The sequence below is a fragment of the Halomonas jincaotanensis genome, assembly GCF_018448785.1.
In the GTDB taxonomy this organism is placed as follows: Bacteria; Pseudomonadota; Gammaproteobacteria; order Pseudomonadales; family Halomonadaceae; genus Halomonas; species Halomonas jincaotanensis.
Window position 1 is genome coordinate 21,892 of record NZ_JAHCLU010000021.1, and the last position, 26,844, is coordinate 48,735.

General features: G+C 62.3%; 23 protein-coding genes and 2 tRNA genes. 21 read left to right on the forward strand and 4 right to left on the reverse strand.

Annotated features, from left to right (window positions below; translation table 11 throughout):
• Window positions 1–67 precede the first annotated feature (67 nt).
• From KG088_RS16250 to greA, 6 genes are all read left to right on the forward strand, one after another.
• Window positions 68–346: a DUF2218 domain-containing protein gene (locus KG088_RS16250; protein ID WP_213827162.1), complete on the forward strand. Its 279-nt coding sequence runs from the start codon at window positions 68–70 to the stop codon at window positions 344–346.
• Window positions 343–1,242: an EamA family transporter gene (locus KG088_RS16255; protein WP_319941461.1), complete on the forward strand. Its 900-nt coding sequence runs from the start codon at window positions 343–345 to the stop codon at window positions 1,240–1,242. Before KG088_RS16250 ends, KG088_RS16255 begins: the two co-directional genes overlap by 4 nt.
• Window positions 1,243–1,320: 78 nt before the next feature.
• Complete coding sequence (gene dapB, locus KG088_RS16260; protein WP_213827164.1) at window positions 1,321–2,127, forward strand: 4-hydroxy-tetrahydrodipicolinate reductase; 807 nt, start codon at window positions 1,321–1,323, stop codon at window positions 2,125–2,127.
• Window positions 2,128–2,471: 344 nt separating this feature from the next.
• Window positions 2,472–3,629: a glutamine-hydrolyzing carbamoyl-phosphate synthase small subunit gene (gene carA / locus KG088_RS16265; protein ID WP_213827165.1), complete on the forward strand. Its 1,158-nt coding sequence runs from the start codon at window positions 2,472–2,474 to the stop codon at window positions 3,627–3,629.
• 53 nt (window positions 3,630–3,682) lie between these two features.
• Window positions 3,683–6,928, forward strand: a complete 3,246-nt coding sequence (gene carB, locus KG088_RS16270; protein WP_213827167.1) for a carbamoyl-phosphate synthase large subunit — start codon at window positions 3,683–3,685, stop codon at window positions 6,926–6,928.
• Entirely contained in the window at window positions 6,925–7,401 is a 477-nt protein-coding gene (gene greA, locus KG088_RS16275) for a transcription elongation factor GreA (RefSeq protein ID WP_213827169.1), read from the forward strand. The genes carB and greA overlap by 4 nt, the downstream gene beginning before the upstream one ends.
• 99 nt (window positions 7,402–7,500) lie before the next feature.
• Here greA and yhbY read toward each other — a convergent pair whose 3' ends face one another.
• Window positions 7,501–7,827, reverse strand: coding sequence for a ribosome assembly RNA-binding protein YhbY (yhbY, locus tag KG088_RS16280; RefSeq protein ID WP_213827171.1), 327 nt, complete (start codon window positions 7,825–7,827; stop codon window positions 7,501–7,503).
• Window positions 7,828–8,079: 252 nt separating this feature from the next.
• Here yhbY and rlmE point away from each other — a divergent pair, with 252 nt between their 5' ends.
• The 15 genes from rlmE (at window position 8,080) to pnp (ending at window position 23,732) form a co-directional block, all read left to right on the forward strand.
• Window positions 8,080–8,694, forward strand: a complete 615-nt coding sequence (gene rlmE / locus KG088_RS16285) for a 23S rRNA (uridine(2552)-2'-O)-methyltransferase RlmE (protein WP_319941464.1) — start codon at window positions 8,080–8,082, stop codon at window positions 8,692–8,694.
• A 274-nt stretch (window positions 8,695–8,968) separates the two neighbouring features.
• Window positions 8,969–10,942 carry an ATP-dependent zinc metalloprotease FtsH gene (gene ftsH / locus KG088_RS16290; RefSeq protein ID WP_213827175.1) on the forward strand — a complete coding sequence of 658 codons (1,974 nt, stop codon included), beginning with the start codon at window positions 8,969–8,971 and terminating at the stop codon, window positions 10,940–10,942.
• 84 nt (window positions 10,943–11,026) lie between these two features.
• Window positions 11,027–11,893 carry a dihydropteroate synthase gene (folP, locus tag KG088_RS16295; RefSeq protein WP_213827177.1) on the forward strand — a complete coding sequence of 289 codons (867 nt, stop codon included), beginning with the start codon at window positions 11,027–11,029 and terminating at the stop codon, window positions 11,891–11,893.
• The gene (glmM, locus tag KG088_RS16300) at window positions 11,886–13,235 is read left to right on the forward strand and encodes a phosphoglucosamine mutase (protein WP_213827179.1); all 1,350 of its coding nucleotides are present in this window, start codon (window positions 11,886–11,888) and stop codon (window positions 13,233–13,235) included. Before folP ends, glmM begins: the two co-directional genes overlap by 8 nt.
• 90 nt (window positions 13,236–13,325) lie before the next feature.
• Entirely contained in the window at window positions 13,326–14,075 is a 750-nt protein-coding gene (tpiA, locus tag KG088_RS16305; RefSeq protein WP_213827181.1) for a triose-phosphate isomerase, read from the forward strand.
• Window positions 14,076–14,079: 4 nt separating this feature from the next.
• Entirely contained in the window at window positions 14,080–14,439 is a 360-nt protein-coding gene (secG, locus tag KG088_RS16310) for a preprotein translocase subunit SecG (protein WP_213827183.1), read from the forward strand.
• Between the two features lie 28 nt (window positions 14,440–14,467).
• Window positions 14,468–14,554 (forward strand) — tRNA-Leu (locus KG088_RS16315).
• A 140-nt stretch (window positions 14,555–14,694) separates the two neighbouring features.
• Window positions 14,695–14,771: transfer RNA gene (locus tag KG088_RS16320), tRNA-Met, on the forward strand.
• A gap of 235 nt (window positions 14,772–15,006) precedes the next feature.
• A complete protein-coding gene (gene rimP / locus KG088_RS16325; RefSeq protein ID WP_213827185.1) occupies window positions 15,007–15,468 on the forward strand; it encodes a ribosome maturation factor RimP in 462 nt (153 codons plus the stop codon).
• A 65-nt stretch (window positions 15,469–15,533) separates the two neighbouring features.
• Window positions 15,534–17,024 carry a transcription termination factor NusA gene (gene nusA, locus KG088_RS16330; protein ID WP_213827187.1) on the forward strand — a complete coding sequence of 497 codons (1,491 nt, stop codon included), beginning with the start codon at window positions 15,534–15,536 and terminating at the stop codon, window positions 17,022–17,024.
• 90 nt (window positions 17,025–17,114) lie between these two features.
• Entirely contained in the window at window positions 17,115–19,667 is a 2,553-nt protein-coding gene (gene infB / locus KG088_RS16335) for a translation initiation factor IF-2 (RefSeq protein WP_213827189.1), read from the forward strand.
• Window positions 19,668–19,685: 18 nt separating this feature from the next.
• On the forward strand, window positions 19,686–20,117 hold the full coding sequence (gene rbfA, locus KG088_RS16340) for a 30S ribosome-binding factor RbfA (RefSeq protein ID WP_213827191.1): 432 nt from the start codon (window positions 19,686–19,688) through the stop codon (window positions 20,115–20,117).
• The gene (gene truB, locus KG088_RS16345; protein WP_213827193.1) at window positions 20,117–21,034 is read left to right on the forward strand and encodes a tRNA pseudouridine(55) synthase TruB; all 918 of its coding nucleotides are present in this window, start codon (window positions 20,117–20,119) and stop codon (window positions 21,032–21,034) included. The genes rbfA and truB overlap by 1 nt, the downstream gene beginning before the upstream one ends.
• Window positions 21,035–21,113: 79 nt before the next feature.
• Window positions 21,114–21,383 (forward strand): 30S ribosomal protein S15, encoded by a 270-nt coding sequence (gene rpsO / locus KG088_RS16350; RefSeq protein WP_213827195.1) that lies wholly within the window; start codon window positions 21,114–21,116, stop codon window positions 21,381–21,383.
• Between the two features lie 216 nt (window positions 21,384–21,599).
• Entirely contained in the window at window positions 21,600–23,732 is a 2,133-nt protein-coding gene (gene pnp, locus KG088_RS16355) for a polyribonucleotide nucleotidyltransferase (protein ID WP_213827197.1), read from the forward strand.
• A gap of 111 nt (window positions 23,733–23,843) precedes the next feature.
• On the opposite strand, the gene KG088_RS16360 is transcribed toward pnp, so the two are convergent.
• The 3 genes from KG088_RS16360 to panB all read right to left on the reverse strand — a co-directional run bounded on the left by KG088_RS16360 (window position 23,844) and on the right by panB (window position 26,836).
• Complete coding sequence (locus tag KG088_RS16360; RefSeq protein ID WP_213827199.1) at window positions 23,844–25,019, reverse strand: acetyl-CoA C-acetyltransferase; 1,176 nt, start codon at window positions 25,017–25,019, stop codon at window positions 23,844–23,846.
• Between the two features lie 148 nt (window positions 25,020–25,167).
• The gene (gene panC, locus KG088_RS16365) at window positions 25,168–26,016 is read right to left on the reverse strand and encodes a pantoate--beta-alanine ligase (protein ID WP_213827201.1); all 849 of its coding nucleotides are present in this window, start codon (window positions 26,014–26,016) and stop codon (window positions 25,168–25,170) included.
• A 28-nt stretch (window positions 26,017–26,044) separates the two neighbouring features.
• A complete protein-coding gene (panB, locus tag KG088_RS16370; RefSeq protein ID WP_213827204.1) occupies window positions 26,045–26,836 on the reverse strand; it encodes a 3-methyl-2-oxobutanoate hydroxymethyltransferase in 792 nt (263 codons plus the stop codon).
• Window positions 26,837–26,844 lie beyond the last annotated feature (8 nt).

The window sequence follows — 26,844 nt, forward strand, 5'->3', positions numbered from 1 at the left end:
CAGGGCTGGCGCTTCGGGGTGGCGTCGTCCTACTCTGAGCATTCACTCAAACTGAGCGGAGACTACCATGCCGATTTCACGAGCCGAAATTCCTGCCGAGGATGCCCAGGGACTGGTCGATCGTCTGTGTCGGGATTGGGCGAGTGCCCAACCGGTCGATCGCGACGAGACGCAGGCGCGCATTACCTTCGACGAGGGCAGCTGTCTGCTGCAGGCCGAGCCGGATCGGTTGATCGTGGCGGTCGAGTCGTTGGATGACGAGACCCTGGATCGGCTCGAGGGTAGGGTGAATGCGACCCTGGAGGGGCTGTCGGGGGTGTCGCTGGATATCGTCTGGGAGGCGTGAGGGCAAGCGCTTCGCCGCATGCCGCCCACCTGGGTATGCTGCTATGGGCGGTGTTGGTGGGGCTGTCATTCCCGGCCGTGGGCCTGATGAGCGAGTTGCCGCCGCTGCAACTCACCGCGCTGCGTTTCGCCATCGCCTGTGGCGGGCTCTGGTACCTGGCGCGTCGCTCGTCGGGCTTTGTTCCGCCCAGGCGTGTCGTGCCGCTGTACGGCTTGATGGGTTTATGCCTGGCAGGTTTTTTCGGCGCCATGTTCTGGGCCGCGCATCACGCCACTGCCGTTTCCATGTCCACTCTCTTCGTGACCGTGCCCTTGCTGAGCTATGCCCTGGGGCTGGGCTTCGGGGTCGAGCCGTTGGCCTGGCGCCTGCCGGCGATCCTGTTGCTGGGCGCGGCGGGGGCGCTGGGTCTGGCGGTCGCCGAGTCGCTGGAGCAGGGTGGCGAGCTGCGCTTCGGCATCGGTGAGGGCGTGTTCTTTCTCGGCTGTGTGTCCACGGCCCTGTATCCCGTATTGAGCAAGTGGGGACTGGTGACCGGCCGACTGCCCGACTCGGCGGCAGTACGCACCTTCTGGAGCCTGGGACTCGGCGGCCTGTTGATCGGGCTGCTGGGACTGGTCCTCGAGCCGGTCGGGTCGTTGGCGACGATGCGCGGGCAGGACCTGCTGCTGTTGGTATATCTGGGGCTCTTCTCCACCGCCCTGACATTCTGGCTGCTGCAGCGGGCGACCTCGGTCCTCTCGCCGGGAACGGTCACCGCCTACGGCTATCTGGTGCCCTTCGTCTCCATGCTGCTGTTGTTCATTCAGACGCCGGCGCGCATCGGCTGGGCGTGGCTGCCGGGGAGTCTGCTGGTGCTTGTGGCCATGGCGCTGCTGTTCCAGCGCGAGGCCGACTGAGCGGCCGCGCTGAACCCTCTGCTATACTCTTGGCTTTGTGATTTCCTCTCTCGATACACCCGCTTCACAGGAGCCCGCATGACTCGTATCGCCATCGTCGGTGTCGCCGGCCGCATGGGCCGCACTCTGGTCAATGCCGTAGAACAGGATGCCGGCACGACGCTGGCCGGCGGCGTCGTCGAGCCTGGCAGCTCGCTTGTCGGCGCCGACCTCGGCGAACTGGCCGGCCTTGGCAAGCTGGGCGTCGGCGCCGTGGAGACGCTGGCCGAGATCGTCGACGACTTCGATGTGTTGATCGATTTCACTATGCCGCAGGTGACCCTTGCCAACCTGGCGTTCTGCGCCGAGCACGGCAAGCGCATCGTCATCGGCACGACCGGTCTCAGCGATGCCGAGCTCGGTGAGCTCGATGGCTACCGCGACAGGTTGCCGATGATGTTTGCGCCCAACATGAGCGTCGGCGTCAATCTGACGCTGAAACTGCTGGAAACCGCGGCGAAGGCGCTGGGCGACGAGGGCTACGACATCGAGGTGATCGAGGCGCACCATCGCCATAAGGTCGACGCGCCCTCCGGCACGGCGTTGAAGATGGGCGAGGTGGTGGCCGATTCATTGGGACGCAGCCTCAAGACGCATGGCGTCTTCGAGCGGGTGGGGCAGTGCGGGCCGCGCCGCGCGGACGAGATCGGTTTTTCGACCGTGCGTGCCGGCGATATCGTCGGCGAGCACACCGTGATGTTCGCGACCGAGGGCGAGCGCATCGAGATCACTCACAAGGCCAGCAGCCGCATGACCTTTGCCAAGGGCGCGGTACGCGCCGCACGCTGGTTGGCCGACCGGGGCAATGGTCGTTATGACATGCTGGATGTGCTGGACCTGAGGTGACAGTCATTGCCCCCGGGGTTTGCAGGCCGTGGAAGACAGCCCTGTCCGACATGGCGTAGTTGAGAGGCCTGGGACTGAATGGCTACTCGGGACGTGATGTTGGTGGCTGAGAGGGTAGCCGCGGGGTGGCGAATCCTGTAACATTTCAAAAATTTTGGCCGGGCGCGCGGGTGAAAGCCCCTCTCGAGCGCTTGTTGCTTCGGCCCAGGCATTCCGAGCGAATGACAACAAGCGGGATGAAACCGGTCTTAATCGGGTTCGTCCCGCTTTTTTGCGGGTGGGCCACCGCTGTGTCGAGCCCCGGCCAACGCCGCATTCCGAGATGAACATGGGAGGACCTTGCGTTGAACAGACCCGCGATACTGGCCCTGGAAGATGGCAGCATTTTTCACGGCACGGCCATTGGCGCCGATGGGCAAACGAGCGGTGAGGTAGTGTTCAATACGGCCATGACCGGCTACCAAGAAATCCTCACTGACCCCTCCTATACCCGACAGATCGTCACCCTGACCTACCCGCATATCGGCAATACCGGCGTCAATGCCGAGGACGTCGAGTCCGACGGCATCGCCGCCGCCGGCTTGGTGATTCGCGACCTGCCGCTTACCGCCAGCAATTTTCGCTCCGAACAATCGCTTACCGATTACCTCAAGAGTCAGAACGTGCTGGGCATCGCCGATATCGACACGCGCCGCCTGACGCGCATCCTGCGTGACAAGGGCGCCCAAAACGGGGCGATCCTGGCCGGCATCGACGCCGAAGGGGATGACGCTGCCGAGCGTGCCCTGGGCGCAGCACGGGCCTTCCCGGGTCTCAAGGGCATGGATCTCGCTAAGGTGGTGTCCTGCCAGACCCCCTATGAGTGGCGCGAAGGCGAATGGGCGCTGGGCGAGGGCTATGCCGATGCGGCCGGCCCTGATGGAAAGGCCGAGCGGTCCTACCACGTAGTGGCCTACGACTACGGCACCAAGCGCAATATCCTGCGCATGCTCGCCTCCCGCGGCTGCCGGCTTACCGTGGTGCCGGCCCAGACACCGGCCAGTGAAGTGCTGGCGATGCAGCCCGACGGCGTTTTCCTGGCCAACGGCCCTGGCGACCCCGAGCCCTGCGATTATGCCATCAAGGCAATCCGGGAAATCCTCGAGACCGAGATTCCGGTATTCGGCATCTGCCTGGGTCATCAGCTGCTGGCGCTGGCCAGTGGGGCCAGGTCGGTGAAGATGAGCCACGGCCATCACGGCGCCAACCACCCGGTACAGGATCTCGACACCGGCCGCGTGATGATCACCAGCCAGAACCACGGCTTCGCCGCCGACGAGGCGAGCTTACCGGCCAACCTGCGGGCCACGCACCGTTCGCTGTTCGACGGCACCCTGCAGGGCATCGAACGCACCGACCGCCCGGCCTTCAGCTTCCAGGGACACCCCGAGGCGAGCCCCGGCCCGCGCGATGTGGCGCCGCTGTTCGATCGCTTTATCGACATGATGAAGGCCCGTCGCTAGGCGTCGCCCCGAGAACCATCGTCGTTCGTCACCCTTATTTTGCGGAAAGCCCCATGCCCAAGCGTACCGACATCCAGAGCATCCTGATCATCGGCGCCGGTCCGATCGTCATCGGCCAGGCGTGCGAATTCGACTACTCCGGCGCCCAGGCCTGCAAGGCGCTGCGCGAGGAGGGATACCGAGTCATCCTGGTCAACTCCAACCCGGCGACCATCATGACCGACCCGGCCATGGCCGATGCGACCTATATTGAACCAATCACCTGGCAGACGGTGGAAAAGATCATTGCCGCCGAACGCCCCGATGCGGTGCTGCCGACCATGGGCGGCCAGACGGCGCTTAACTGCGCGCTCGAGCTGGAAAAGCATGGCGTGCTGGCAAAGTACGGGGTGGAGATGATTGGTGCCAATGCCGATGCGATTAACATGGCCGAAGACCGCGATCTGTTCGATCAGGCCATGAAGCGTATTGGTCTTGAGTGCCCGAAGGCGAAAGTCGCACACTCCATGGACGAGGCGTGGGAGATTCAGGCGGAACTCGGCTTTCCCGCCATTATTCGCCCCTCCTACACCATGGGCGGCTCCGGCGGTGGCGTGGCGTATAACAAAGAAGAGTTTGAAGAGATCTGTACGCGCGGTTTTGATCTCTCCAACAACCACGAGTTGCTGATCGATGAGTCGCTGCTGGGGTGGAAAGAGTACGAGATGGAGGTTGTTCGCGATAAAAACGACAACTGCATCATCGTCTGCGCGATTGAAAACTTCGATCCTATGGGTGTGCACACTGGCGACTCCATTACCGTGGCACCGGCGCAAACGCTGACAGATAAAGAGTATCAAATCATGCGCGACGCCAGCCTCGCGGTACTGCGCGAGATTGGTGTGGAAACCGGCGGCTCCAACGTGCAGTTTGGTATGGATCCCAAGACAGGCCGGTTGGTCGTCATTGAAATGAATCCGCGGGTGTCGCGCTCGTCGGCCCTGGCTTCCAAGGCCACTGGCTTTCCGATCGCCAAGATCGCCGCCAAGCTGGCGGTGGGCTACACCCTGGATGAGCTGTCAAACGACATCACCGGCGGGCGCACTCCAGCCTCGTTCGAGCCGTCGATCGACTACGTCGTCACCAAGATTCCGCGCTTCACCTTCGAGAAGTTCCCCCAGGCCAACGACCGTCTGACCACTCAGATGAAGTCGGTGGGCGAGGGCATGGCGATTGGTCGCACGTTTCAGGAATCGCTGCAGAAAGCGCTGCGCAGCATGGAAACCGGCAACGACGGCCTCGATCCCATGCTTCCTGAGTACACGTTCGGCGAGTTCAACGACGAGGCGATGGCACGCATCAAGGGCGAGCTCCAGGCTGCCGGTGCCGAGCGTATCTTCTTCATTGCCGATGCCCTGCGCGCTGGCATGAGCGTCGACGAGGTCTTCACGCTGACCAATATCGATCCCTGGTACCTGGTGCAGATCGAGGACCTGGTGCTCACCGAGCAGGCAGTGGCCAAGCGTTCACTGTCCGACTTCAGTGCAACGGAGCTTTATCGCTTGAAGCGCAAGGGCTTCAGCGATGCGCGTCTGGCCAGCCTGCTGGGAGTGGCGGAGAAAGAGTTTCGCAAGACGCGCCAGCAGTTTGGCATCCGCCCGGTCTACAAGCGCGTCGATACCTGTGCCGCCGAGTTTGCATCAAACACCGCCTACATGTATTCCACCTACGAGGAAGAGTGCGAGGCTGGGGTATCAGATCGCCAGAAGATCATGGTGCTGGGCGGCGGGCCTAACCGTATCGGTCAGGGCATCGAGTTCGACTATTGCTGCGTGCACGCGGCGCTGGCGATGCGCGATGACGGCTATGAAACCATCATGGTCAACTGCAACCCGGAAACCGTCTCCACCGATTACGACATCTCCGACCGTCTCTACTTCGAGCCGGTGACCCTGGAGGACGTGCTTGAGATCGCCGACAAGGAGAAGCCGGTTGGAGTGATCGTGCAGTTTGGCGGCCAGACGCCGCTCAAGCTGGCTCGCGAGCTCGAGGCCGCCGGGGTGCCGATCATCGGCACCACGCCGGATGCTATCGATCGCGCTGAGGACCGCGAGCGCTTCCAGCAGATGATTGAAAAGCTGGGGCTCAAGCAGCCGCCCAATGCCACCGCGCGCAGCTTCGATGAGGCCTTCGCCAAGGCCGAGGCAATCGGCTACCCGCTTGTGGTGCGCCCCAGCTACGTCTTGGGCGGCCGTGCCATGGAGATCGTCTACGACGCCTCCGAGCTCGAGAATTATATGATCCACGCGGTCAAGGTCTCCAACGACTCGCCGGTACTGCTCGACCATTTCCTCAATGCGGCCATCGAGATCGACATCGACGCGGTCAGCGACGGGGCGCAGGTGGTGATCGGCGGCATCATGCAGCACATCGAGCAGGCCGGCGTTCACTCTGGCGATTCCGCCTGTTCGCTGCCGCCCTACTCCCTGCCGGCGCATGTGCAGGACGAGATGCGCGAGCAGGTCAAGAAAATGGCCGTGGAACTCGGCGTCAAGGGCCTGATGAATGTGCAACTCGCCTGGCAGGATGGCGAGGTCTACATCATCGAGGTCAATCCGCGCGCCTCACGCACCGTGCCCTTCGTCTCCAAGTGCATCGGCACCTCGCTGGCGCAGGTCGCCGCCCGCTGCATGGCCGGTAAGAGCTTGGCCGAACAGGGTTTCGAACGTGAGATCGTGCCGCATTTCTTCAGCGTCAAGGAGGCGGTGTTCCCGTTCAACAAGTTCCCGGGTGTTGACCCGATTCTCTCACCGGAGATGAAGTCGACCGGTGAGGTGATGGGCAGTGGCGAGACCTTCGCCGAGGCGTTCTACAAGGCGCAACTGGGCGCCGGTGAGGCGATTCCGCCGCTGACAGGCGCACGCAAGGCGTTTCTCTCGGTACGCGATCCCGACAAGGAGGGAGTTCTCGAGGTGGCCCGTTCTCTGCTAACATTGGGGTTCACACTTTGCGCGACCCGCGGCACGGTAGCGGCACTCGAAGCGGCCGATCTGCCGGTCGAGGTCGTCAACAAGGTTTACGAAGGCCGTCCGCATATCGTCGATCTGCTCAAGAACGACGAGGTTGCCTATATCGTCAACACGACCGAGGGCCGCCAGGCCATCAACGACTCCTCGGTGATCCGCCGCACTGCACTCGCCCGTAAGGTTCCCTATGCCACGACGCTGGCAGGGGCCAATGCCGTTTGCATGGCGCTCGAGTATGGCAATGCCATTACCGTGCGGCGGTTACAGGAACTGCATGCAGGAGCAACGCAATGAACAAGGTCCCGATGACCGTCGCCGGCGAGAAGCGTCTGCGAGACGAGCTGGAGCATCTCAAGGGGGAGGCCCGGCCCAAGGTGATCGCTGCCATCGCCGAGGCTCGCGAGCATGGCGACTTGAAGGAAAATGCCGAATATCATGCCGCCCGCGAACAGCAAGGCTTCATCGAGGGGCGCATCCAGGAGATCGAGGGCAAGCTTTCTAGTGCCCAGGTCATCGATGTCACCAAGCTGCCCAAGACCGGGAAGGTGATCTTTGGCGTCACCGTAGAACTGATCAACCTGGAGTCCGATGACGAGGTGACCTACCGCATCGTCGGCGAGGACGAGGCTGATATCAAATCAGGCCGTATCTCGGTGACGTCCCCGATTGCCCGTGCCTTGATCGGCAAGGAGGAAGGCGACGTGGTGGTGGTCAGAACACCGGGCGGGGAAGTCGAATACGAGGTCGGCAGCGTCGAGCATCTGTAGCCCGTCGGGCAGCTGTAAGCTCCAAGCCGTAAGCGGTGAGTCAAGACCCAAAACACCCCCAAGGCAGGACCTTGGGGGTGTTTTCTTAGTGCTTAAAGCTTACCGCCGCCCATGATGCTCCTCGAACCGCTTGATGTTGGAGAGCTTCGGATTGGCCTGCGGATTGCGCCGGTAGAGAAGTGCCATCTTGCCGATGGTTTGAATCTTCTCGGCGCCACTGGTCTTGACCAGCTCATCGAGCATGGCGCTGCGATCATCGCGCTCCGGCAGGGCAAGCTTGATCTTGATGAGCTCGTGATCGTTAAGCGCCCGCTCGAGTTCGGCTAGTACGCCCTCGGACGCGCCGTTCTCGGAAACCGTGACCACGGGGTCGAGATGATGCCCGATGCTGCGAAATGCTTTCTTTTGTGCCTGTGACAAGCTCATGATATCTTGCGTCTTCCCGGTTGCGCTCAACCGCCCATGGTAAGGCGAAACCCCGTCGGACGAAAGGCGAGATGCATCGATGCCCTGCCGCTAGCGGGTCTGCTGGTCGTCCTCCTTTCACTGTCTTCGCCCACTGCCCGACCACCCGTACGTTCTCTTTTTCGTCTTCTCGCAGGTAACGACGTGGCCACACCCCCTTCTTCTCGTCAGGACGCAGGCCGTCGCGCCGACAAGCGCGCTGATCGCAAGGCGGTGAGCAAGACCAGTGCTGCCTGGTTGAAGGAGCACTTCGACGATCGTTTCGTGCAGCAGCGCTGGCAGGATGGCTATCGCAGCCGTGCCAGCTATAAACTGCTCGCGCTGGACGAAAAGGATCGGCTTTTCCGGCCTGGCATGACGGTGATCGACCTGGGCGCTGCGCCCGGCGGGTGGAGTCAGGTGGCAGCAGACAAGGTGGGCGACCACGGCCTGGTCGTCGCCTCGGATATCCTGGAGATGGATGCCCTCGCGGGTGTCGAGTTCGTCCAGGGGGACTTTACCGAAGACGCGGCGCTGGAAGCGATCCTTACAATTCTCGGTGATCGCCCGGTAGACCTTGTGATGTCCGACATGGCCCCCAATATAAGTGGCATGGCCGCAATCGATCAGCCCCGGGCGATGCACCTTGCCGAACTGGCACTGGATCTGGCGCAACAGACCCTCTCTCCAAGGGGGCGCTTTCTGACCAAGGTCTTTCAGGGTGAGGGGTTCGATGCCTTCTTCAAGGCGCTTCGAGGTAGCTTTACACGGGTGGTGACCCGCAAACCCGATGCGTCTAGAGCGCGCTCCAGAGAGGTGTATCTGCTGGCGGAAGATTTTCGCGGCTGAGCGTAAACGTCTCGTGGCCGAGAGGCGAGGGTGGGGTAGGCGAGTGTCAAAGCCAACCACAAGCTCTTGCAGGAGCAGTTCGCCGATAGATAGCAACGATGGCTGGCATTGTCGAACCTTTTGTCTCGACTATGGCAGAGTGAAGTACTCTCCAAGTGGCATTGAACGCTGGCTACTCAATCCAATGTCGGCGGTGGCTGAACGCGACCGGCTCATGTAGTGTCGAAACCATGAGGCACATCGGCCGACAGATTACAGAAGTGAGGGTGGTCCCTTGAACGACATGGCGAAGAACTTGATTCTGTGGTTGGTCATCGCGGCGGTCCTGCTGACGGTGTTCAACAACTTCAGTGTCGACACTGCACCGCAGACGATGAACTACTCCCAGTTCGTCGAGCAGGTACAGAACCAGCAGGTCCGCAGTGTCACCATCGATGGCTACACTATCAGTGGTGAACGCACGGATGGCTCGCAGTTCCAGACGATCCGCCCTGCGGCGGACGATCCCAAGCTCATGGACGACCTGCTCGCCAATGACGTGACCGTCGTTGGCAAGGAGCCCGAGCAACAGAGCTTATGGACACGGTTGCTGATTGCCAGCTTCCCGATCCTGCTTATTCTCGGCATCTTCATGTTCTTCATGCGCCAGATGCAGGGCGGTGGGGCCGGCAAGGGCGGGCCGATGAGTTTCGGCAAGTCCAAGGCAAAGCTGCTCTCACAGGATCAGATCAAGACGACCTTCGCCGACGTGGCCGGCTGTGACGAGGCCAAGGAAGAAGTCGAAGAGCTGGTCGATTTCCTGCGTGACCCGACCAAGTTCCAGCGCCTCGGCGGTACTATCCCTCGTGGTGTGTTGATGGTGGGGCCGCCCGGCACCGGCAAGACGCTGCTGGCCAAGTCCATCGCCGGCGAGGCCAAGGTACCCTTCTTCTCGATCTCGGGCTCCGATTTCGTCGAGATGTTCGTCGGTGTCGGTGCCTCGCGTGTGCGCGACATGTTCGAGCAGGCCAAGAAGCAGGCACCCTGCATCATCTTCATCGATGAGATCGATGCGGTGGGCCGTTCGCGTGGCGCCGGCATGGGGGGTGGTAACGATGAGCGCGAGCAAACGCTGAACCAGCTGCTCGTAGAGATGGATGGCTTCGAGGCTAATGAAGGCGTCATCGTTATCGCCGCCACTAACCGTCCCGACGTACTTGACCCGGCGTTGATGCGCCCTGGGCGTTTCGACCGTCAGGTAGTAGTCGGCCTGCCCGATATCCGTGGCCGTGAGCATATCCTCAATGTGCACCTGCGCAAGGTGCCGTTGGCCGATGACGTCAAGCCCTCGCTGATTGCCCGCGGAACCCCGGGGTTTTCGGGTGCCGATCTGGCCAATTTGGTTAACGAGAGCGCCCTGTTTGCCGCGCGTCGCAACAAGCGACTGGTGAGCATGGAGGAGCTCGAGCTGGCCAAGGACAAGATCATGATGGGCGCCGAGCGCAAGTCCATGGTCATGACCGAAAAGGAAAAGCTCAACACTGCCTATCACGAATCGGGGCACGCCATCATCGGCTTGGTACTGCCGGAGCACGACCCGGTCTACAAGGTAACGATCATCCCACGTGGGCGCGCCCTGGGGGTGACCATGTTCCTGCCCGAGGAAGATCGTTACAGCCTGTCGCGGCGGCAGATCATCGGCCAGATCTGTTCGTTGTTCGGGGGTCGTATCGCCGAGGAAATGACCCTCGGGCCCAACGGCGTGACCACCGGGGCGTCCAACGACATCAAGCGTGCCACTGAGCTTGCGCACAACATGGTCGCCAAATGGGGGCTCTCCGATGAGATGGGCCCGATCATGTACGACGAGGACGAGTCACACCAGTTCCTTGGTGGGCCTGGCCAGGGCGGCAAACTCAAGTCAGGGGAAACTACCACCCGTCTCGACAAGGAAGTGCGCAAGATCATCGACGGCTGCTATGCCCAGGCGAAACAGATCCTCGAGGACAACCGTGACAAGCTGGATGCCATGGCCGAGGCACTGATGAAGTACGAGACCATCGACGCTACCCAGCTCAAGGACATCATGGAAGGGCGTGATCCGCGTCCTCCCGAGGGTTGGGATGACCCCGGCAGTGGCGCGCCTTCGGCCGGTGATTCCGGCTCGCAGGCCGCGCCTGAGGCGCCGGGAAAGGCCGACGGCGACGAGAATGACGACGGCCCTCGCCGCCGGCCTTCCGACCCGTTGGGTGGGCCGGCCGGTAGCTGAGATATCAGATAGCGTGTACCAGGCAGGCGCCCCGCGGGGCGCCTTCTCACGTTTGGTCTATATTCACTTCTTGATTCAGGCAGCATGATGGCCAGTACCACTTCGATACACCTGCCGTGTGGGCGGCATCGCCTCGATATTTCCTACCCTCGCGTCATGGGGGTGCTCAATGTGACGCCCGATTCGTTCTCCGACGGTGGACAGCATTTGGTCCTCGACGACGCCTTGCGTCATGCCGAGCGGATGCTCGCCGAGGGGGCTGCGATCATTGATGTGGGCGGCGAATCGACCCGCCCCGGTGCCGTCTCGGTCGACCCCCAGCAGGAGCTTGACCGGGTGGCGCCGGTTGTCGAGGCGCTGGTTCGCGAGCTCGACGCCTTGGTGTCAGTTGATACCAGCTCCCCTGAGGTGATGCGCGAGAGCGCCTCGTTGGGCGCTGGAATGATCAACGATGTCCGCGCGCTGGAGCGCAAGGGGGCGCTGGAAAGCGCCGTGGGCACGGGGTTGCCGGTCTGTCTGATGCACCGTCAAGGCGAGCCCCACGACATGCAGCAAGCGCCCCGCTATGATGGACCCGTGGAGGAGGAGGTCGCCGACTATCTCGAAGCGCGTGTCGCGGTCTGTGAGGCGGCGGGACTGCGTCGAGAGCGCCTGCTGATTGACCCTGGCTTCGGCTTCGGCAAGACCGTTGAGCACAACCTGCGCCTGCTGAACCGCATGGATCGTCTCGGGCGTCTCGGCTTGCCGGTGTTGGTCGGCATGTCGCGCAAGAGCATGATCGGCAAGGTGCTGGCACGTCCGGTCGAAGAGCGACTCCCCGGTGGCCTGGCGCTGTCTGCTCTGGCCGTCGAGCGGGGAGCGAGAATCCTGCGCGTCCACGAAGTTGGGCCCACGGTGGACGCAGTGAACATGACTTGGGCGGTACTCAAGGAAGGTTTTGAACATGACTAGACGTTATTTTGGCACAGACGGTATACGCGGCACCGTTGGCGAAGCACCCATCACGGCGGATTTCATGCTCAAGCTGGGCTGGGCCACGGGCCGAGTGCTGGCGCGGGAGAACGGGCGCGCTCGGGTGCTGATCGGCAAGGACACGCGCATCTCCGGCTACATGTTCGAATCGGCTCTGGAGGCCGGGCTCTCGGCGGCGGGCGTCGACGTGATGCTGCTCGGCCCCATGCCCACGCCGGGTATCGCCTATTTGACGCGGACCTTTCGCGCCGATGCCGGCATCGTCATCTCGGCTTCGCATAACCCGTTCGCCGACAACGGCATCAAGTTCTTCTCTGCCGAGGGCGTCAAGCTCGACGATGCCGTCGAGACCCGCATCGAGGCCATGATCGAAGAACCGCTGACTACCGTGCCCGCTGACCGCCTGGGCAAGGCGGTGCGCGTCAATGACGCTGCGGGCCGATACATCGAATTCTGTAAGTCCACCATCCCCGACCGGCTCAGCCTGCATGGCCTGCGTATGGTAATCGACTGCGCCAACGGCGCGACCTATCACATCGCGCCCAGCGTCTTTCGCGAACTGGGCGCGGAGGTCACCCTGATCGGCGCCACTCCCGATGGTTTCAATATCAATCAGGAGGTGGGCTCCACCCATCCGGCCCGATTGCGGGCCGAGGTGATCCAGCAAGGGGCCGATCTTGGAGTGGCCTTCGATGGCGACGGCGATCGGGTGTTGATGGTGGATGCCGACGGCCGCGAGATCGATGGCGACGATATTCTTTACCTGATCGCCTGCGACCGCCATTCCCGCGGCCAGTTGGGTGGCGGCGTGGTCGGTACCTTGATGAGCAACTTTGGGCTGGCGGCAGCCTTCGAGACCCTGCAGGTGCCTTTCGAACGCGCCCGTGTGGGCGACCGCTATGTCATGGAACGTCTGGCCTCGAACGGTTGGCAGCTCGGAGGGGAGTCGTCAGGTCATATCGTCTGCGGGCATGTCCAGACCACCGGCGATGGCATCGTCGCTGCACTTCAGGTGCTGGCGATCATGGTGCGCGAGGCAAAACCGCTGAGCCGCCTGCTCTCGGGCTTGGAGAAGGCGCCGCAAGTGCTTGTCAACGTTCGCCTGACACCAGGCAGTGATGCCAAGGCGATGCTGGAAAAGGACGCGCTCAAGCAAGCGGTAAGCGTCGTGGAGTCAGAACTCGGTGATCAGGGTCGGGTGCTGCTGCGCGCGTCCGGCACCGAGCCGCTGATTCGTGTCATGGTCGAGGGACGCGCTCATCTGGACGTGGATGGACTGGCGCGCCGCCTCGCCGGTGATGTCGAGGCATTGCTGAGCTAGCTGACGGGTAAGGCGTTGGCGCGCTGTCTGTGGTTGTCTTGACAAGGCCACTCCTATACCATTTCGCACCACCTTGAAAGAGGACACACGATGCGTACCCCATTCATCGCCGGTAACTGGAAGATGAACGGTTCTCGGGAGCTGGTCGAACGCTTCGGCCGCCAGGTCACCAGCGCAGCATTACCGGAAGGGGTCAGCGCGGCGCTCATGGTGCCTTTCCCCTATCTCGAGGCGGCAGTCAAGACGTTCGAGCAGGGCCCGCTGGTAGTGGGCGCCCAGACCCTCAATGACCAGCCCTCGGGGGCCTTCACCGGTGAGGTAAGCGGGGGCATGCTCGCCGAGCTTGGGGTGCGTTATGTCTTGGTGGGGCATTCGGAGCGGCGTGCGCTGTTCCATGAGGATGAAGCCGCCGTGCTGTCGCGCGTCAGGGCTGCGCTTGCCACAGGCCTGGTCCCGGTGCTGTGCCTGGGCGAGACTCTTGAGGAGCGGGAGGCTGAGCGTACCGAGGCGGTCGTGCTCGGTCAGCTCGAGGCGGTACTGGACGGTCTCGAAGCGGATCAGCGTCAGCGCCTGGTAGTGGCCTACGAGCCGGTGTGGGCCATCGGTACCGGACGCACGGCCTCGCCGGAGCAAGCGCAGGCGGTACACGAAGTCATTCGCGCGCGCCTGGGTCGCTACTCGGCTTCACTGGCCGCGGAGATGCAGTTGCTCTATGGCGGCAGCATGAAGGCCAGCAATGCCGCCGAGCTGCTTGCCCAGCCGGACATCGACGGCGGCCTGGTGGGCGGTGCTTCGCTCCAGGTCGACGATTTTCTAGCCATCTGTCAGTCAGCAGGTTGAATCCATGCAAGTTGCTATTCTCATGATCCACGTGGCGATCGCCATCGCCCTGGTCGCGCTTATCCTGCTGCAGCAGGGTAAGGGTGCCGAAGCCGGTGCCGCCTTTGGTGGCGGTGCCTCCCAGACTGTATTTGGTTCGCGTGGTAGCGGCGGCTTTCTGGCGAAGTTCACCGGCGTGCTTGCTGTAGCATTCTTCGTGACCTCCCTGACCTTGGCCTGGTTCGCCAGCCAGGCACGCGATGCGCCCCAGACAGGCATTCCCGATGCTGAGCTGATCGAACGTCAGCAGGGCGTGCCTACCCTTGACGGTGACGCCAACGACGTGGATAATACCGCGCCAGTGCTAGAGGAAAGCAGCGACTGAGGTCTTGCCGAAATCCAGCCTCCCCGATGCCGAAGTGGTGGAATTGGTAGACACGCTATCTTGAGGGGGTAGTGACCTTACGGTCGTGCGGGTTCAAGTCCCGCCTTCGGCACCACTAGATACAACGATGGAGGCAACGCCAGTCTCGAAGCGTCCATCGCATTGTCAGCAACAGGATTGGCAATAAGGCAATACAGGGTACGATACGTCTTGACGCGATACACCGGCAGGCGTAAAGTCCTCGACCTAGATTGATGCGGGGTGGAGCAGTCTGGTAGCTCGTCGGGCTCATAACCCGAAGGTCATCGGTTCAAATCCGGTCCCCGCTACCATCTTCCTGGCAGGCGTGCTTCAAGTTTCATTGAAGCCTAGCGTAGCCGCCAATGGGGAAGTGGTATGACAGGTTTCTTGTAAAAGCCCCTTCCTGTGAAGGGGCTTTTTGTTAGCAGACAACCCGGCGATGCAGGGCATGACGGGTGTTGATCCGTACCATGTCAATCAGCCACCTGACTCTCCTGTTCACTCCCGGCCAGGTGCCTGATGCAACGGCTGTAGGAGTTTTTTTCCGTGGCAATCAAGGATGCAGCACTGCAAGCGCTGATCGAGCCCGTGGTGGCTTCCATGGGCCTCGAGCTGTGGGGTATTGATTACCTGTCCCATGGCAAGCACACGCGCCTAGTAATTTACATTGAGCACGAAAATGGCGTGACGGTTGACGATTGCGCGGATGTGAGTCGTCAGGTAAGTGCGGTGCTCGATGTCGAGGATCCCATTCATGGCGAATATCGCCTTGAGGTGTCATCGCCCGGTATGGACCGGCCACTTTTTACGCTCGATCACTTCATGCGTTATCGGGGTCACCAGGTGAATATCAAGTTGCGCTCTCCCTTCGATGGGCGACGCAAATACCAGGGATTGCTGGCCGGCGTTGAGGACGATGATGTTCTGCTGCAGCTAGACGGTGAAGAGTATTGCTTCCCCATCGACACCATCGATCAGGCGCGTCTGGTGCCACGCTTCGATGGTTGAGCTCAGCACCCGGGACGGCATATGAACAGGGTGGTCAAGGACAGGTTTTCTGGCGAGGCAAAGGCATGAGTAGAGAAATACTGACGGTCGTTGATGCGATCTCCAACGAGAAGGGCGTGCCCCGCGAGGTGATTTTCGAGGCGGTCGAGGCAGCACTGGCCAGCGCATCACGCAAGCGCTTCGAGAATCAGGAAGCCAGCGTGAGGGTACACATCGACCGCAGCACGGGCGATTACGAGACATTTCGCCGCTGGGAAGTCATCGAGGACGATGACTTCGATGGCCCCGATGCCCAGATCAAGCTCTCCTTTGCCCAGCGTCGCGACCCGCCTCTAGGCTTGGGTGACGTCGTCGAGGAACGCATCGAGAATGCCTCCTTCGGCCGTATCGCCGCCCAGACCGCCAAGCAGGTTATCGTGCAGAAGGTCCGCGAGGCAGAGCGAGCCGAAGTCGTACGCATTTACGCCGAGCGTGAGGGCGAGCTGGTCGCCGGTATCGTCAAGAAGACGACACGCGACGGACTGATCATTGACCTGGGCGACAACGCCGAGGCGTTCCTGCCGCGCAGCGAGATGATCCCGGGCGAACGCTATCGGATGAATGAGCGGGTACGTGCCCTGCTGGTCAAGGTCGACCCCGAGGCACGCGGCGCACAGTTGATCCTGTCGCGCACCTGTCCGGAGCTGATCATCGAGCTGTTCATGATCGAGGTGCCGGAGATCGCCGAGCAGCTTATCGAGATCAAGGGCGCGGCGCGCGACCCCGGTTCGCGGGCGAAGATCGCCGTCAAGACCAATGACCGGCGCATCGATCCCGTCGGTGCCTGTGTCGGCATGCGTGGCTCGCGCGTTCAGGCGGTTTCCTCGGAGTTGCAGAACGAGCGGGTGGATATCGTGCTGTGGGACGATAATCCCGCCCAGCTGGTGATCAATGCCATGGCACCGGCAGAGGTCGCCTCAATCCTTGTCGACGAAGACGCCCATGCGATGGACGTTGCCGTCGCCGAGGACAACCTGGCCCAGGCCATCGGCCGCAGTGGTCAGAATGTTCGCCTGGCCTCCGAGCTCACCGGTTGGCGTCTCAACGTCATGACCGAAGACGAGGCGGATGACAAGCGCGACCAGGAGATCGATAGCCTGGTCGAACACTTCATCCAGCATCTGGAGGTCGACGAGGATGTGGCGCGCCTGCTCGTCGAGGAAGGCTTTACCTCCATCGAGGAAGTCGCCTATGTGCCGGTGGAAGAAATGCTAGAGATCGAAGAGTTTGACGAAGAAACGGTCGAAGAGCTGCGCGCCCGCGCCAAGGATGAATTGTTGAACCTGGCCATCGCCTCCGAGGAGGAGCTCGATGGCGCCCAGCCGGCCGACGACCTGCTGGAAATGGAGGGCATGGAGCGTCACCTGGCTTTCATCCTGGCCAGCCGCAAGATCGTCACCATGGAGGATCTTGCCGAACAATCTGTCGATGATCTGCTGGACATCGAGGGGATGGACGAGGAGCGCGCCGCGGCACTGATCATGACTGCCCGTGCGCCGTGGTTCGAAGGCGAATAATTCAAGAGCATTTAGCTCGATGTCGAATCATTCGAATCATGAATCATTCGATTGCGAACAGTATTAGGTCACGGGCTGAGGAGGGTCGTAATGTCAGAAATGACCGTTAAGGATTTTGCAGCGAAGGTGGGGCGAGATGTGCCTCGCCTGCTCGAACAAATGAAAGATGCCGGACTTGAACATAAGTCGGAAGGCGACGCGGTGTCCGAGGAGGATAAGCGTCAACTGCTTGACCATCTCACCAAGAGCCATGGTGGCGGTCCGGGTGCCAGGAATCGCGTCACGTTGACACGCAAGACCAAGAGCCGCATCAAGACCGGTGAGCGTGGCAAGTCCATTGAGGTACAGGTGCGCAAGAAGCGCACCTACGTCAAGCGTGCCGAAGAGGAGGCGCCTGCGCCCGAGCCAGAGCAGGATACTGGCCCCCGCCAGTTGGTGGGTGACATGGCCGATTCACGCCAGGCCCAGGTAGAGCGCGATTCTCGCGAGGCCGAGGAAGCTCGGGCACGCGAGGCCGAGGAAATCCGGGCACGCGAGGCCGAGGAATCGGCTCGCGAGGCCGCCGCCAAGCTCGAGGCCGAGAAGGCGGTCACCCAACCGGATATTCTGGTCCCGGATCTGGACGATAACTCACCCTCTCCCGTCGAACCCCCGGCACCACCCAAGGAAGGTCGTGGTGACGTTCGTCGTGCTGCGGTCAAGAAAGCGACCACCAAGGCCGGCACCGGCAAGAAGGGGCGCAGCGATCGGGAAGACGAGCGTGGCGATCGTGACGAGCGCCGCCGGGGTGGTGGCAAGAAGGTCAAGCGTGCCGAGCGCCGTGGCAGCCGTCGTGGTGGCGGTGGCCAGAGCGGTGGCAAGCATGGCTTTCAGAAACCGACCCAGCCGATCGTGCGCGAGGTGTCGATCCCCGAGTCGATCAGTGTCGCCGATCTGGCCGACAAGATGTCGATCAAGGCCAATGAGGTCATCAAGGCCATGTTCACCATGGGCGCTGCGGTGACCATCAATCAGACCATTGATCAGGACACTGCGGCCATCGTGGTCGAGGAGATGGGCCACAAGCCCAAGCTGGTCAAGGATGATGCGCTGGAGACCGAGGTGCTTGAAGGCATCTCCTACGAGGGCGAGGAGATCACCCGCTCGCCGGTCGTCACGGTCATGGGTCACGTCGACCACGGCAAGACGTCACTGCTCGACCATATCCGCAAGGCCAAGGTGGCGACCGGGGAAGCCGGCGGCATTACCCAGCACATCGGCGCCTATCACGTGGAAGATGATCACGGTGGCGTGACCTTCCTGGATACTCCGGGTCACGCGGCGTTCACCGCCATGCGTGCTCGCGGTGCCAAGGCGACCGACGTGGTCGTGCTGGTGGTGGCCGCCGACGACGGCGTTATGCCCCAGACCATCGAGGCCATCGAACACTCGCGGGCGGCGGAAGTGCCCATGGTGGTCGCGATCAACAAGATCGACAAGCCTGGCATCGACCTGGACCGGATCAAGAACGAGCTGTCACAGCACGGCGTGATCTCCGAGGAGTGGGGCGGCGACACCCAGTTCGTGCACGTCTCAGCGCACACTGGCGAGGGCATCGATAACCTTCTGGAATCCATTCTGCTGGTCTCAGAGGTGCTCGAGCTCAAGGCCGTCCCGGAAGCGCCTGGCAAGGGCGTGGTGGTCGAGTCGCGCCTCGACAAGGGTCGCGGTCCGGTGGCCACCGTGCTGGTCCAGAACGGTACCCTGCGCAAGGGCGACATCGTGCTCGCCGGTCTCCATTATGGCCGCGTGCGTGCTCTGACCAACGAACTTGGCAAGCAGGTCGACGCGGTCGGTCCGTCCATGCCGGTGGAGATTCAGGGACTCGACGGTACACCCGAGGCGGGTGACGACTTCATGGTGCTGGCCGACGAGAAGAAGGCCCGCGAGGTCGCCAACTTCCGTCAGGGCAAGTACCGCGAGGTGCGCCTGGCGCGTCAGCAGAAGGCCAAGCTGGAGAACATGTTCAGCCAGATGGGCCAGGACGTTGCCGCCAAGGTCAACATCGTGCTCAAGGCCGACGTGCAAGGCTCTCTGGAAGCCATCAAGGGTGCGCTGGAAGAACTCTCCACCGATGAGGTTCAGGTCGCCGTGGTGTCTTCCGGGGTGGGCGGTATCACCGGTACCGACGCCAACCTGGCGCTGGCCAGTGACGCCATCGTGGTCGGCTTCAACGTGCGTGCCGACGCCGCTGCCCGTGAGATCATCGAGCGTGAAGGCCTGGATCTGCGCTATTACAGCGTCATCTACCAGCTGATCGACGAGGTCAAGCAGGCCATGAGCGGCATGCTGGCACCGGAGTGGAAAGAAGAGATCGTCGGCATTGCCGAGGTTCGCGACGTCTTCCGTGCGCCGAAGATCGGTGCCATCGCCGGCTGCATGGTGGTCGAGGGCACGGTGCATCGCCACAAGAAGATCCGCGTGCTGCGCGAGGATGTGGTGATCTACGAAGGCGAACTCGAATCGCTGCGCCGCTTCAAGGACGATGTCCAGGAAGTGCGCAACGGCATGGAATGTGGCATCGGGGTGAAGAACTACAACGATGTGCAGGTCGGCGACAAGATCGAGGTCTTCGATCAGATCAAGGTCGAGCGCACGCTCTAATCGCTCGAGGAGGCCTAAATGCGCGAGTTCAAGCGTACCGACCGAGTCGCTGATCAGCTCCAGAAGGAGCTGGCAGTGCTCATCCAGCGCGAGGTCAAGGACCCGCGCCTGGGCATGGTCACCGTCAGTGGCGTCGAGGTGAGTCGAGATCTCGGCTATGCCGATGTTCACGTGACGCTGCTGGGGGAGGAGGATGCCGCGCGGGTCAAGGAGAACCTCAAGGTTCTCAAGCAAGCCGCCGGTTTCCTGCGCAGCCAGATTGCCCGGCGCGTCAAGCTGCGCCATGTGCCCGAACTGCGCTTTCATTACGATGAGAGCGTGGTGCGTGGCCAGCGGTTGTCCTCGCTGATTGACGAGGCGGTGCAGACCGATCGCCTGCGTCAGGACGCCGAGGATGACGCGAGGGCCGAGCCGGGCAAGACGCCGGACGACCGGGAAGGCCGTAATTGATGGCGCGTCGTCGCCGGGGTCTGCCCGTGAATGGTGTGCTGCTGCTCGACAAGCCCAAGGGACTGTCGAGCAACCATGCCCTGCAGCAGGCGCGACGCCTGTTCCAGGCGCAGAAAGCCGGTCATACCGGGACGCTGGATCCCATGGCGACGGGACTGTTGCCGGTCTGCTTCGGCGAAGCGACCAAGTTCTCGGCGCACCTGCTGGAGGCCGACAAGGTCTACCGCACCCGCGTCGAACTGGGGGCAATCACCGACACCGGCGATGCCGAGGGTGAGCGGGTCGAGCGCTTCGCGGTACCACGGCTCGAAGAGGCCGATATCGAGGCGGCGCTCGCGGGCTTTCGCGGCGACATCGATCAGGTGCCGCCCATGGTCTCGGCGCTCAAGCATCAGGGGCGCAAGCTCTACGAGTTGGCGCGGGAGGGCAAGACGGTAGCGCGTGCAGCGCGTCGCGTGACGGTGTATGATGCGCGCCTTCTCGCTTTCGAAGGCGAGGCCTTCGAGATGGAAGTGCGTTGCAGCAAGGGCACCTATATCCGTACTCTGGCCGAGGATATCGGCCGTACCCTGGGCTGTGGTGGCTACATCAGTGCGCTGCGCCGCCTGGCAACGGGGCCCTTCGAGGCGTCGGACATGTTGAGCCTCGAGGCGTTGGAGAAACTGTCCAACCAGAGCGAACGCGAGACGGCTCTGCTGCCCGTGGATGCGCTGGTCGCTCACCTGCCCGAGCTCAAGGTGAATGCCGAGGCGGACCGACGACTCAACCACGGCCAATCAGCCGGCGTCGGCACCGATGGACTGGCGACGGGCGAGATCGCGAGACTCTACCATGACGAGGCTTTTCTGGGCCTCGGCACGGTAACGGGGCCACAGGAGGTGGCACCGAAACGACTGCTCAGCACGGCAGTCGATTAAAGGAGAAACGTTCGAGACTGCAAATATGCGTGGTCTCACTCTTTTCACCACTCAGGCATATTGCTTACTGGAGAGACAGATGGCACTGACCGCTGAACAGAAAGCCGAAATCGTCAACGAATTTAGTCGTGGCGACAATGATACCGGTTCCCCTGAAGTCCAGGTGGCCTTGCTGAGCGCCAACATCAACGGCCTGCAGGATCACTTCAAGACCAACAAGCAGGACCACCACTCGCGTCGTGGCCTGATCCGCATGGTCAACCAGCGCCGCAAGCTGCTGGATTACCTGAAGCGCAAGGATCTCGAGCGCTACCAGGCCCTGATCCAGCGTCTCAGCCTGCGCCGCTAAGCGGAAAAGGGGGTCACTTCTGCACCTGTGCTACGTGGCCCCGGCCTTTTCGGCAATGACGACGATGAAAACGGGTAGCCCTGCGGGGCTACCCGTTTCTCGTTCAGGGAGCGAAAGGTGGCGCCCCATCGATATGGTAGCCCTCCCGCGCATCACCCCCTAAAATGGTCGCCAAGCCGAAATGATCAAAACATCGAAAAGTTGAAGGAAGTCGCCGTGAATCTGGTCAAGAAAACGTTTGAGTACGGGCGTAGCACTGTCACCCTGGAAACAGGGCGCATCGCCCGCCAGGCCACAGGTGCCGTGATGGTCACCATGGACGATACCGTGGTGCTGTGCACCGTGGTCGCGAAGAAGGAGGCGAATCCCGCTCAACCCTTCTTCCCGTTGGGGGTGTTTTACCAGGAGAAGACCTACGCGGTCGGCAAGATTCCCGGCGGCTTCTTCAAACGCGAAGGACGTCCCACCGAGAAGGAAACCCTTACCTCGCGGCTGATCGATCGTCCGATCCGCCCGCTGTTCCCGAAGGGGTTCATGAACGAGGTGCAGGTCGTGTGTACGGTGCTTTCCACCGACCGCAATCATGATCCGGATATCGCCGCGATGCTCGGCACCTCTGCCGCCCTTATGATATCCGGCGTGCCTTTCAATGGTCCCATTGCAGGGGCGCGCGTTGGCTTCAATGACGACAAGGGCTATTTCCTCAATCCCTCGGTAGACGAGCTGATTGGCTCCGAACTGGACATGGTGGTCGCGGGTACCGAGAAGGCCGTGCTGATGGTCGAGTCGGAGGCCAAGGAACTGCTCGAGGATGAAATGCTGGGCGGGGTGCTCTTTGCCCATCAGGAGATGCAGGTCGCCATCTCGGCGATCAAGGAGCTGGCCGCCGAGGCTGGCAAGCCGAAGTGGGACTGGCAGCCTGCCGTCGAGAACACCGCTCTCAAGACGGCGGTAGCGGAAGCCTTCGAGGACAAGGTCGGTGACGCTTACCGCCTTACCGACAAGATGATTCGCCAGGACACCCTCTCGGCGCTCAAGGCCGAGGCTGTCGAGCAGCTGGCCGGTGGTGAAGGCCAGTTCGAGGCCGATGAGGTTAAGGGCGCTTTCGCGGGCCTCGAAAAGCGCATCGTGCGCCACCGGGTGGTCAAGGGCGAGCCGCGTATCGATGGGCGCGATCTTAAGACCGTACGTCCGCTGAATATGGAAGTCGGCAGCCTGCCCAAGACCCATGGCTCGGCGATCTTTACACGCGGCGAGACCCAGGCGATCGTGATCGCTACCCTGGGCACACTTCGTGATTCGCAGCTGATCGAGTCGCTGGAAGGCGAGCGCAAGGACCGCTTCATGCTGCACTATAATTTCCCGCCATATTGCGTTGGCGAGGCCGGTTTCATGGGGGGGCCCAAGCGTCGCGAGATTGGCCACGGCCGCTTGGCGCGCCGCGGTGTGCAGGCGATGCTTCCCGATGAAGCCGACTTCCCCTACACCATTCGCGTGGTGTCGGAGATCACCGAGTCCAATGGCTCGAGCTCAATGGCGTCGGTATGCGGCTCGTCACTGGCACTGATGGACGCCGGCGTGCCGATGAAGGCACCGGTGGCCGGCATCGCCATGGGGCTGGTCAAGGACGACGACGGTTTCGCCGTGCTCACCGACATCCTCGGCGACGAGGACCACCTCGGCGACATGGACTTCAAGGTGGCCGGTAGTGTCGAGGGTGTCACCGCACTGCAGATGGACATCAAGATCGAGGGCATCAACGAGGAGATCATGGAAGTCGCTCTCCAGCAGGCGAATGAGGCGCGCCTGCACATCCTCGATCAGATGAACACGGTGATTGCCCAAAGCCGTGCCGAGGTTTCCGAGAACGCCCCGTCCATGGCCACCATCAAGATCGATCCGGAGAAGATCCGCGACGTCATCGGCAAGGGCGGCGCCACCATCCGCAAGATCTGCGAGGACACCGGCGCCTCGATCGATCTGGACGACAATGGCACCGTACGCATTTACGCCGAGGACAAGGCGGCCGCCAAGCGTGCCATCGACACCGTCCTGGCAATCACTGCCGAGGCGGAAATCGGCAAGCTCTATCGCGGCAAGGTGGTGCGCATCGCCGATTTCGGCGCCTTCGTCAACATCATGCCGGGTACCGATGGCCTGGTGCACATCTCCCAGATCGTCCCCGAGCGGGTCAACGATGTGCGCGATTTTCTCAATGAGGGCGACGAAGTCGTGGTCAAGGTGCTCGACATCGACAACCGCAACCGCGTGAAGCTCACCATCAAGGAGATGACCCCGGAAGAGAAAGCCGCTTTCGAGGCCGACGAGGCAGCGGAGCCCCAGCTGTAAGATGTAAGAAGGCAACGCTTCACGGCAAGAAAAACACCGCCCCCGCAGCCAAGCTGCGGGGGCGGTGTCGTTTCAGGCGGTACGGCTAGCGTGCGATCAAGGTCGGGTTACTTAGCGCTCGATGGCGAGCGCAACACCCTGGCCACCACCGATACACAGTGTCGCCAGGCCCTTCTTGGCATCCCGAGCGATCATCTCATGCAGCAGGGTGACGAAGATACGACAGCCTGAGGCCCCGATGGGGTGGCCAAGTGCGATGGCGCCGCCGTTGACGTTGATCTTGGAGGTGTCCCAGCCGAGCTCCTTGTTGACGGAAATCGCCTGGGCGGCGAAGGCCTCGTTGGCCTCGATCAGGTCCAGGTCGTCCAGGCTCCAGCCAGCCTTCTTGAGGCACAGGCGAGTGGCCGGCGCCGGGCCGATACCCATGATGGCGGGGTCGACGCCGGCGTTGCTGTAGGCGGCAATACGCGCCAGCGGCTCGAGTCCCAGGGCCTTGGCTTTCTCGGCCGAGCAGACCATCACCACGGCGGCGCCGTCGTTGAGGGCAGAGGCATTGCCGGCGGTCACGCTGCCGTCCTTCTTGAAGGCCGGACGCATGCCGGAAAGCTTCTCGGCCGTCACTTCACGCGGGTTCTCGTCGGTGTCGAAGACCACCGGGTCACCCTTGCGCTGGGGAATCTCCACCGGCACGATCTGGCCCTTGAACTTGCCTTCCTTGATGGCCGAGGCAGCTTTCTGCTGCGACGCGGCGGCGAACTCGTCCATCTCCTCGCGGCTGATACCATATTTCTCGCCCAGGTTCTCGGCGGTGATGCCCATGTGGTAATGATTGAAGGCGTCCCACAGGCCGTCATGGACCATGGTGTCGATGGCCTTCCAGTCACCCATGCGCTGGCCATAGCGCGAATTGGGCAGCACATGGGGAGAGGCGGACATGTTTTCCTGGCCGCCGGCCAGGATGATCTCGGCATCTCCGCAGCGAATGGCCTGGGTCGCTAGATGGATTGCCTTGAGGCCCGACCCGCAGACCTTGTTGATGGTCATGGCGGGAACGGTGTCCGGCAGCCCACCCTTGATGGCGGCCTGGCGAGCCGGGTTCTGGCCGACGCCGGCGGTCAGGACCTGACCGAGCAGCACCTCATCGATCTGATCTCCCGACACGCCTGTGCCGGACAGGATATCCTTGATGACATGAGCACCCAGGTCACTGGCGGGAATGCCGGTGAGAGAACCACCGAAGGCACCGACGGCGGTGCGGCGTGCGGCAACGATCACCACTTCTTGCATGGGAAAATCTCCTGAACGTGGATAACGGGCTTGCGTCACCCAAGCATAGGGGACCCCGGCTCGCCGCGGCAATGCCCAAGAGGGTTAATACGCGCAAAGAACGAGATTTTCTCGCCGCTTCGCCGTCTGCCTTGAAGGTAAATGGTGCTCAGCGAGGCAATAACAGGGGCTGGTTATCGATCAGGCGCGTCGTGCCAAGCCGGACGGCGGCGAGCAGGATGGCGTCGCGAGTGGTCGCCGTCACTGGCCCCAGGTCCTCGGCGCGCAGTTCCAGGTAATCGGGCACGAAGCCGGCCTCCCCGAGGCGCGCCAGCCCCCCCGCAAGTGTCGTATCGACACCAGCGCCTTCCTCCAGGTGCTGGCGTAGCTCACGCAGAATCGAATAGAACCGCGGGGCGATAGCTCGCTGATGTGTGTCGAGATAGGCGTTGCGTGAGGAGAGTGCCAGGCCGTCCTCGTCGCGTACGATGGGCACCCCCTGGATCTCGATCGGGAAGTGCAGGTCGTCGACCAGGCGTTGGATGACCGCCAGTTGCTGATAGTCCTTTTGGCCGAAGCAGGCCACGTCGGGCTGCACCAGATTGAAGAGCATGGCGACAATGGTGGCGACGCCATCGAAATGCCCCGGCCGCGAGCCGCCACAGAGCCCTTCGCTGACCTCAGGGACACGGACGCGCGTCTGACTTTCGAGAGGGCGAGGATAGACGATGTCAACCGCGGGGGCGAAGAGCAGGTCGCAGCCCGCGGCCTCAAGTTGGGCCTGGTCATCGGACAGGGTACGCGGATAGGCCGCCAGGTCCTCACCAGCCCCGAACTGCATCGGGTTGACGAAGATGGTCGCCACCACCACATCGCAGCGCTCGCGGGCGGCCGCGACCAGTGCCAGATGACCCGCGTGGAGGTTGCCCATGGTGGGTACCAGTCCGATGCGTTGGCCACGCCGGCGATGGTGATTTAGTGTCGTGCGTAGATCGGGGATCTCTCGCAGGGTATGCATCCTGGCGGATCTCCTGGGAATCCGGTGGTCAGAAACTGTGCTCTTCGGCGGGGAAGCGGCGTGCCTTGACGTCTTCATGGTAGTGGCGAAACGCTCCCTGGATATCGGCGGCCTCGGTCATGAAGTTCTTGACGAAGCGTGGCATGCGGCCGTGGGTCACGCCCAGCACGTCGTGCATGACGAGAATCTGGCCGTCGGTACCGCTGCCTGCGCCGATGCCGATCACCGGCACGTCCAGCGCCTCGGTCACGGCGCGTCCCAGGCTTGCCGGCACGCACTCAAGGAGAATCACCGAGGCGCCGGCTTCCACCAAGGTACGAGCATCCTCGAGAATCTGGGTTGCTCGGTCTGGCTCGCGTCCCTGCACCTTGTACCCCCCCAGCTGATAGACCGACTGGGGCGTCAGGCCCAGGTGGGCGCAGACCGGTACGCCACGCCGGGTCAGTTCGCGGATGCCCTCGGCCATCCAGGCCTCACCCTCGACCTTGACCAACTCGGCGCCAGCACGCATCAATGCACCGGCATCCTCGAGCAGACGCTCGAGACTGGCATTGCTCATGAATGGTAAGTCGACCATCAACAGGCTGGCGGTCTTGCCGCGGACGACGCATCGCGTGTGGTAGCAAATGTCGTCGACGGTCACCGGGAGCGTGCTGGCGTGTCCCTGCAGGACCATGCCCAGGGAATCGCCTACCAGCAGGACTTCGATGCCCGCCTCGCCGGCAACGCGGGCGAATGAGGCATCGTAGGCCGTCAGGCAGCTAAAGGGCTCTCCGGCGTGCTTCAAGCTTTTTAGCGTGCTCAGGGAGACGGTTTTCATGGCGTGCT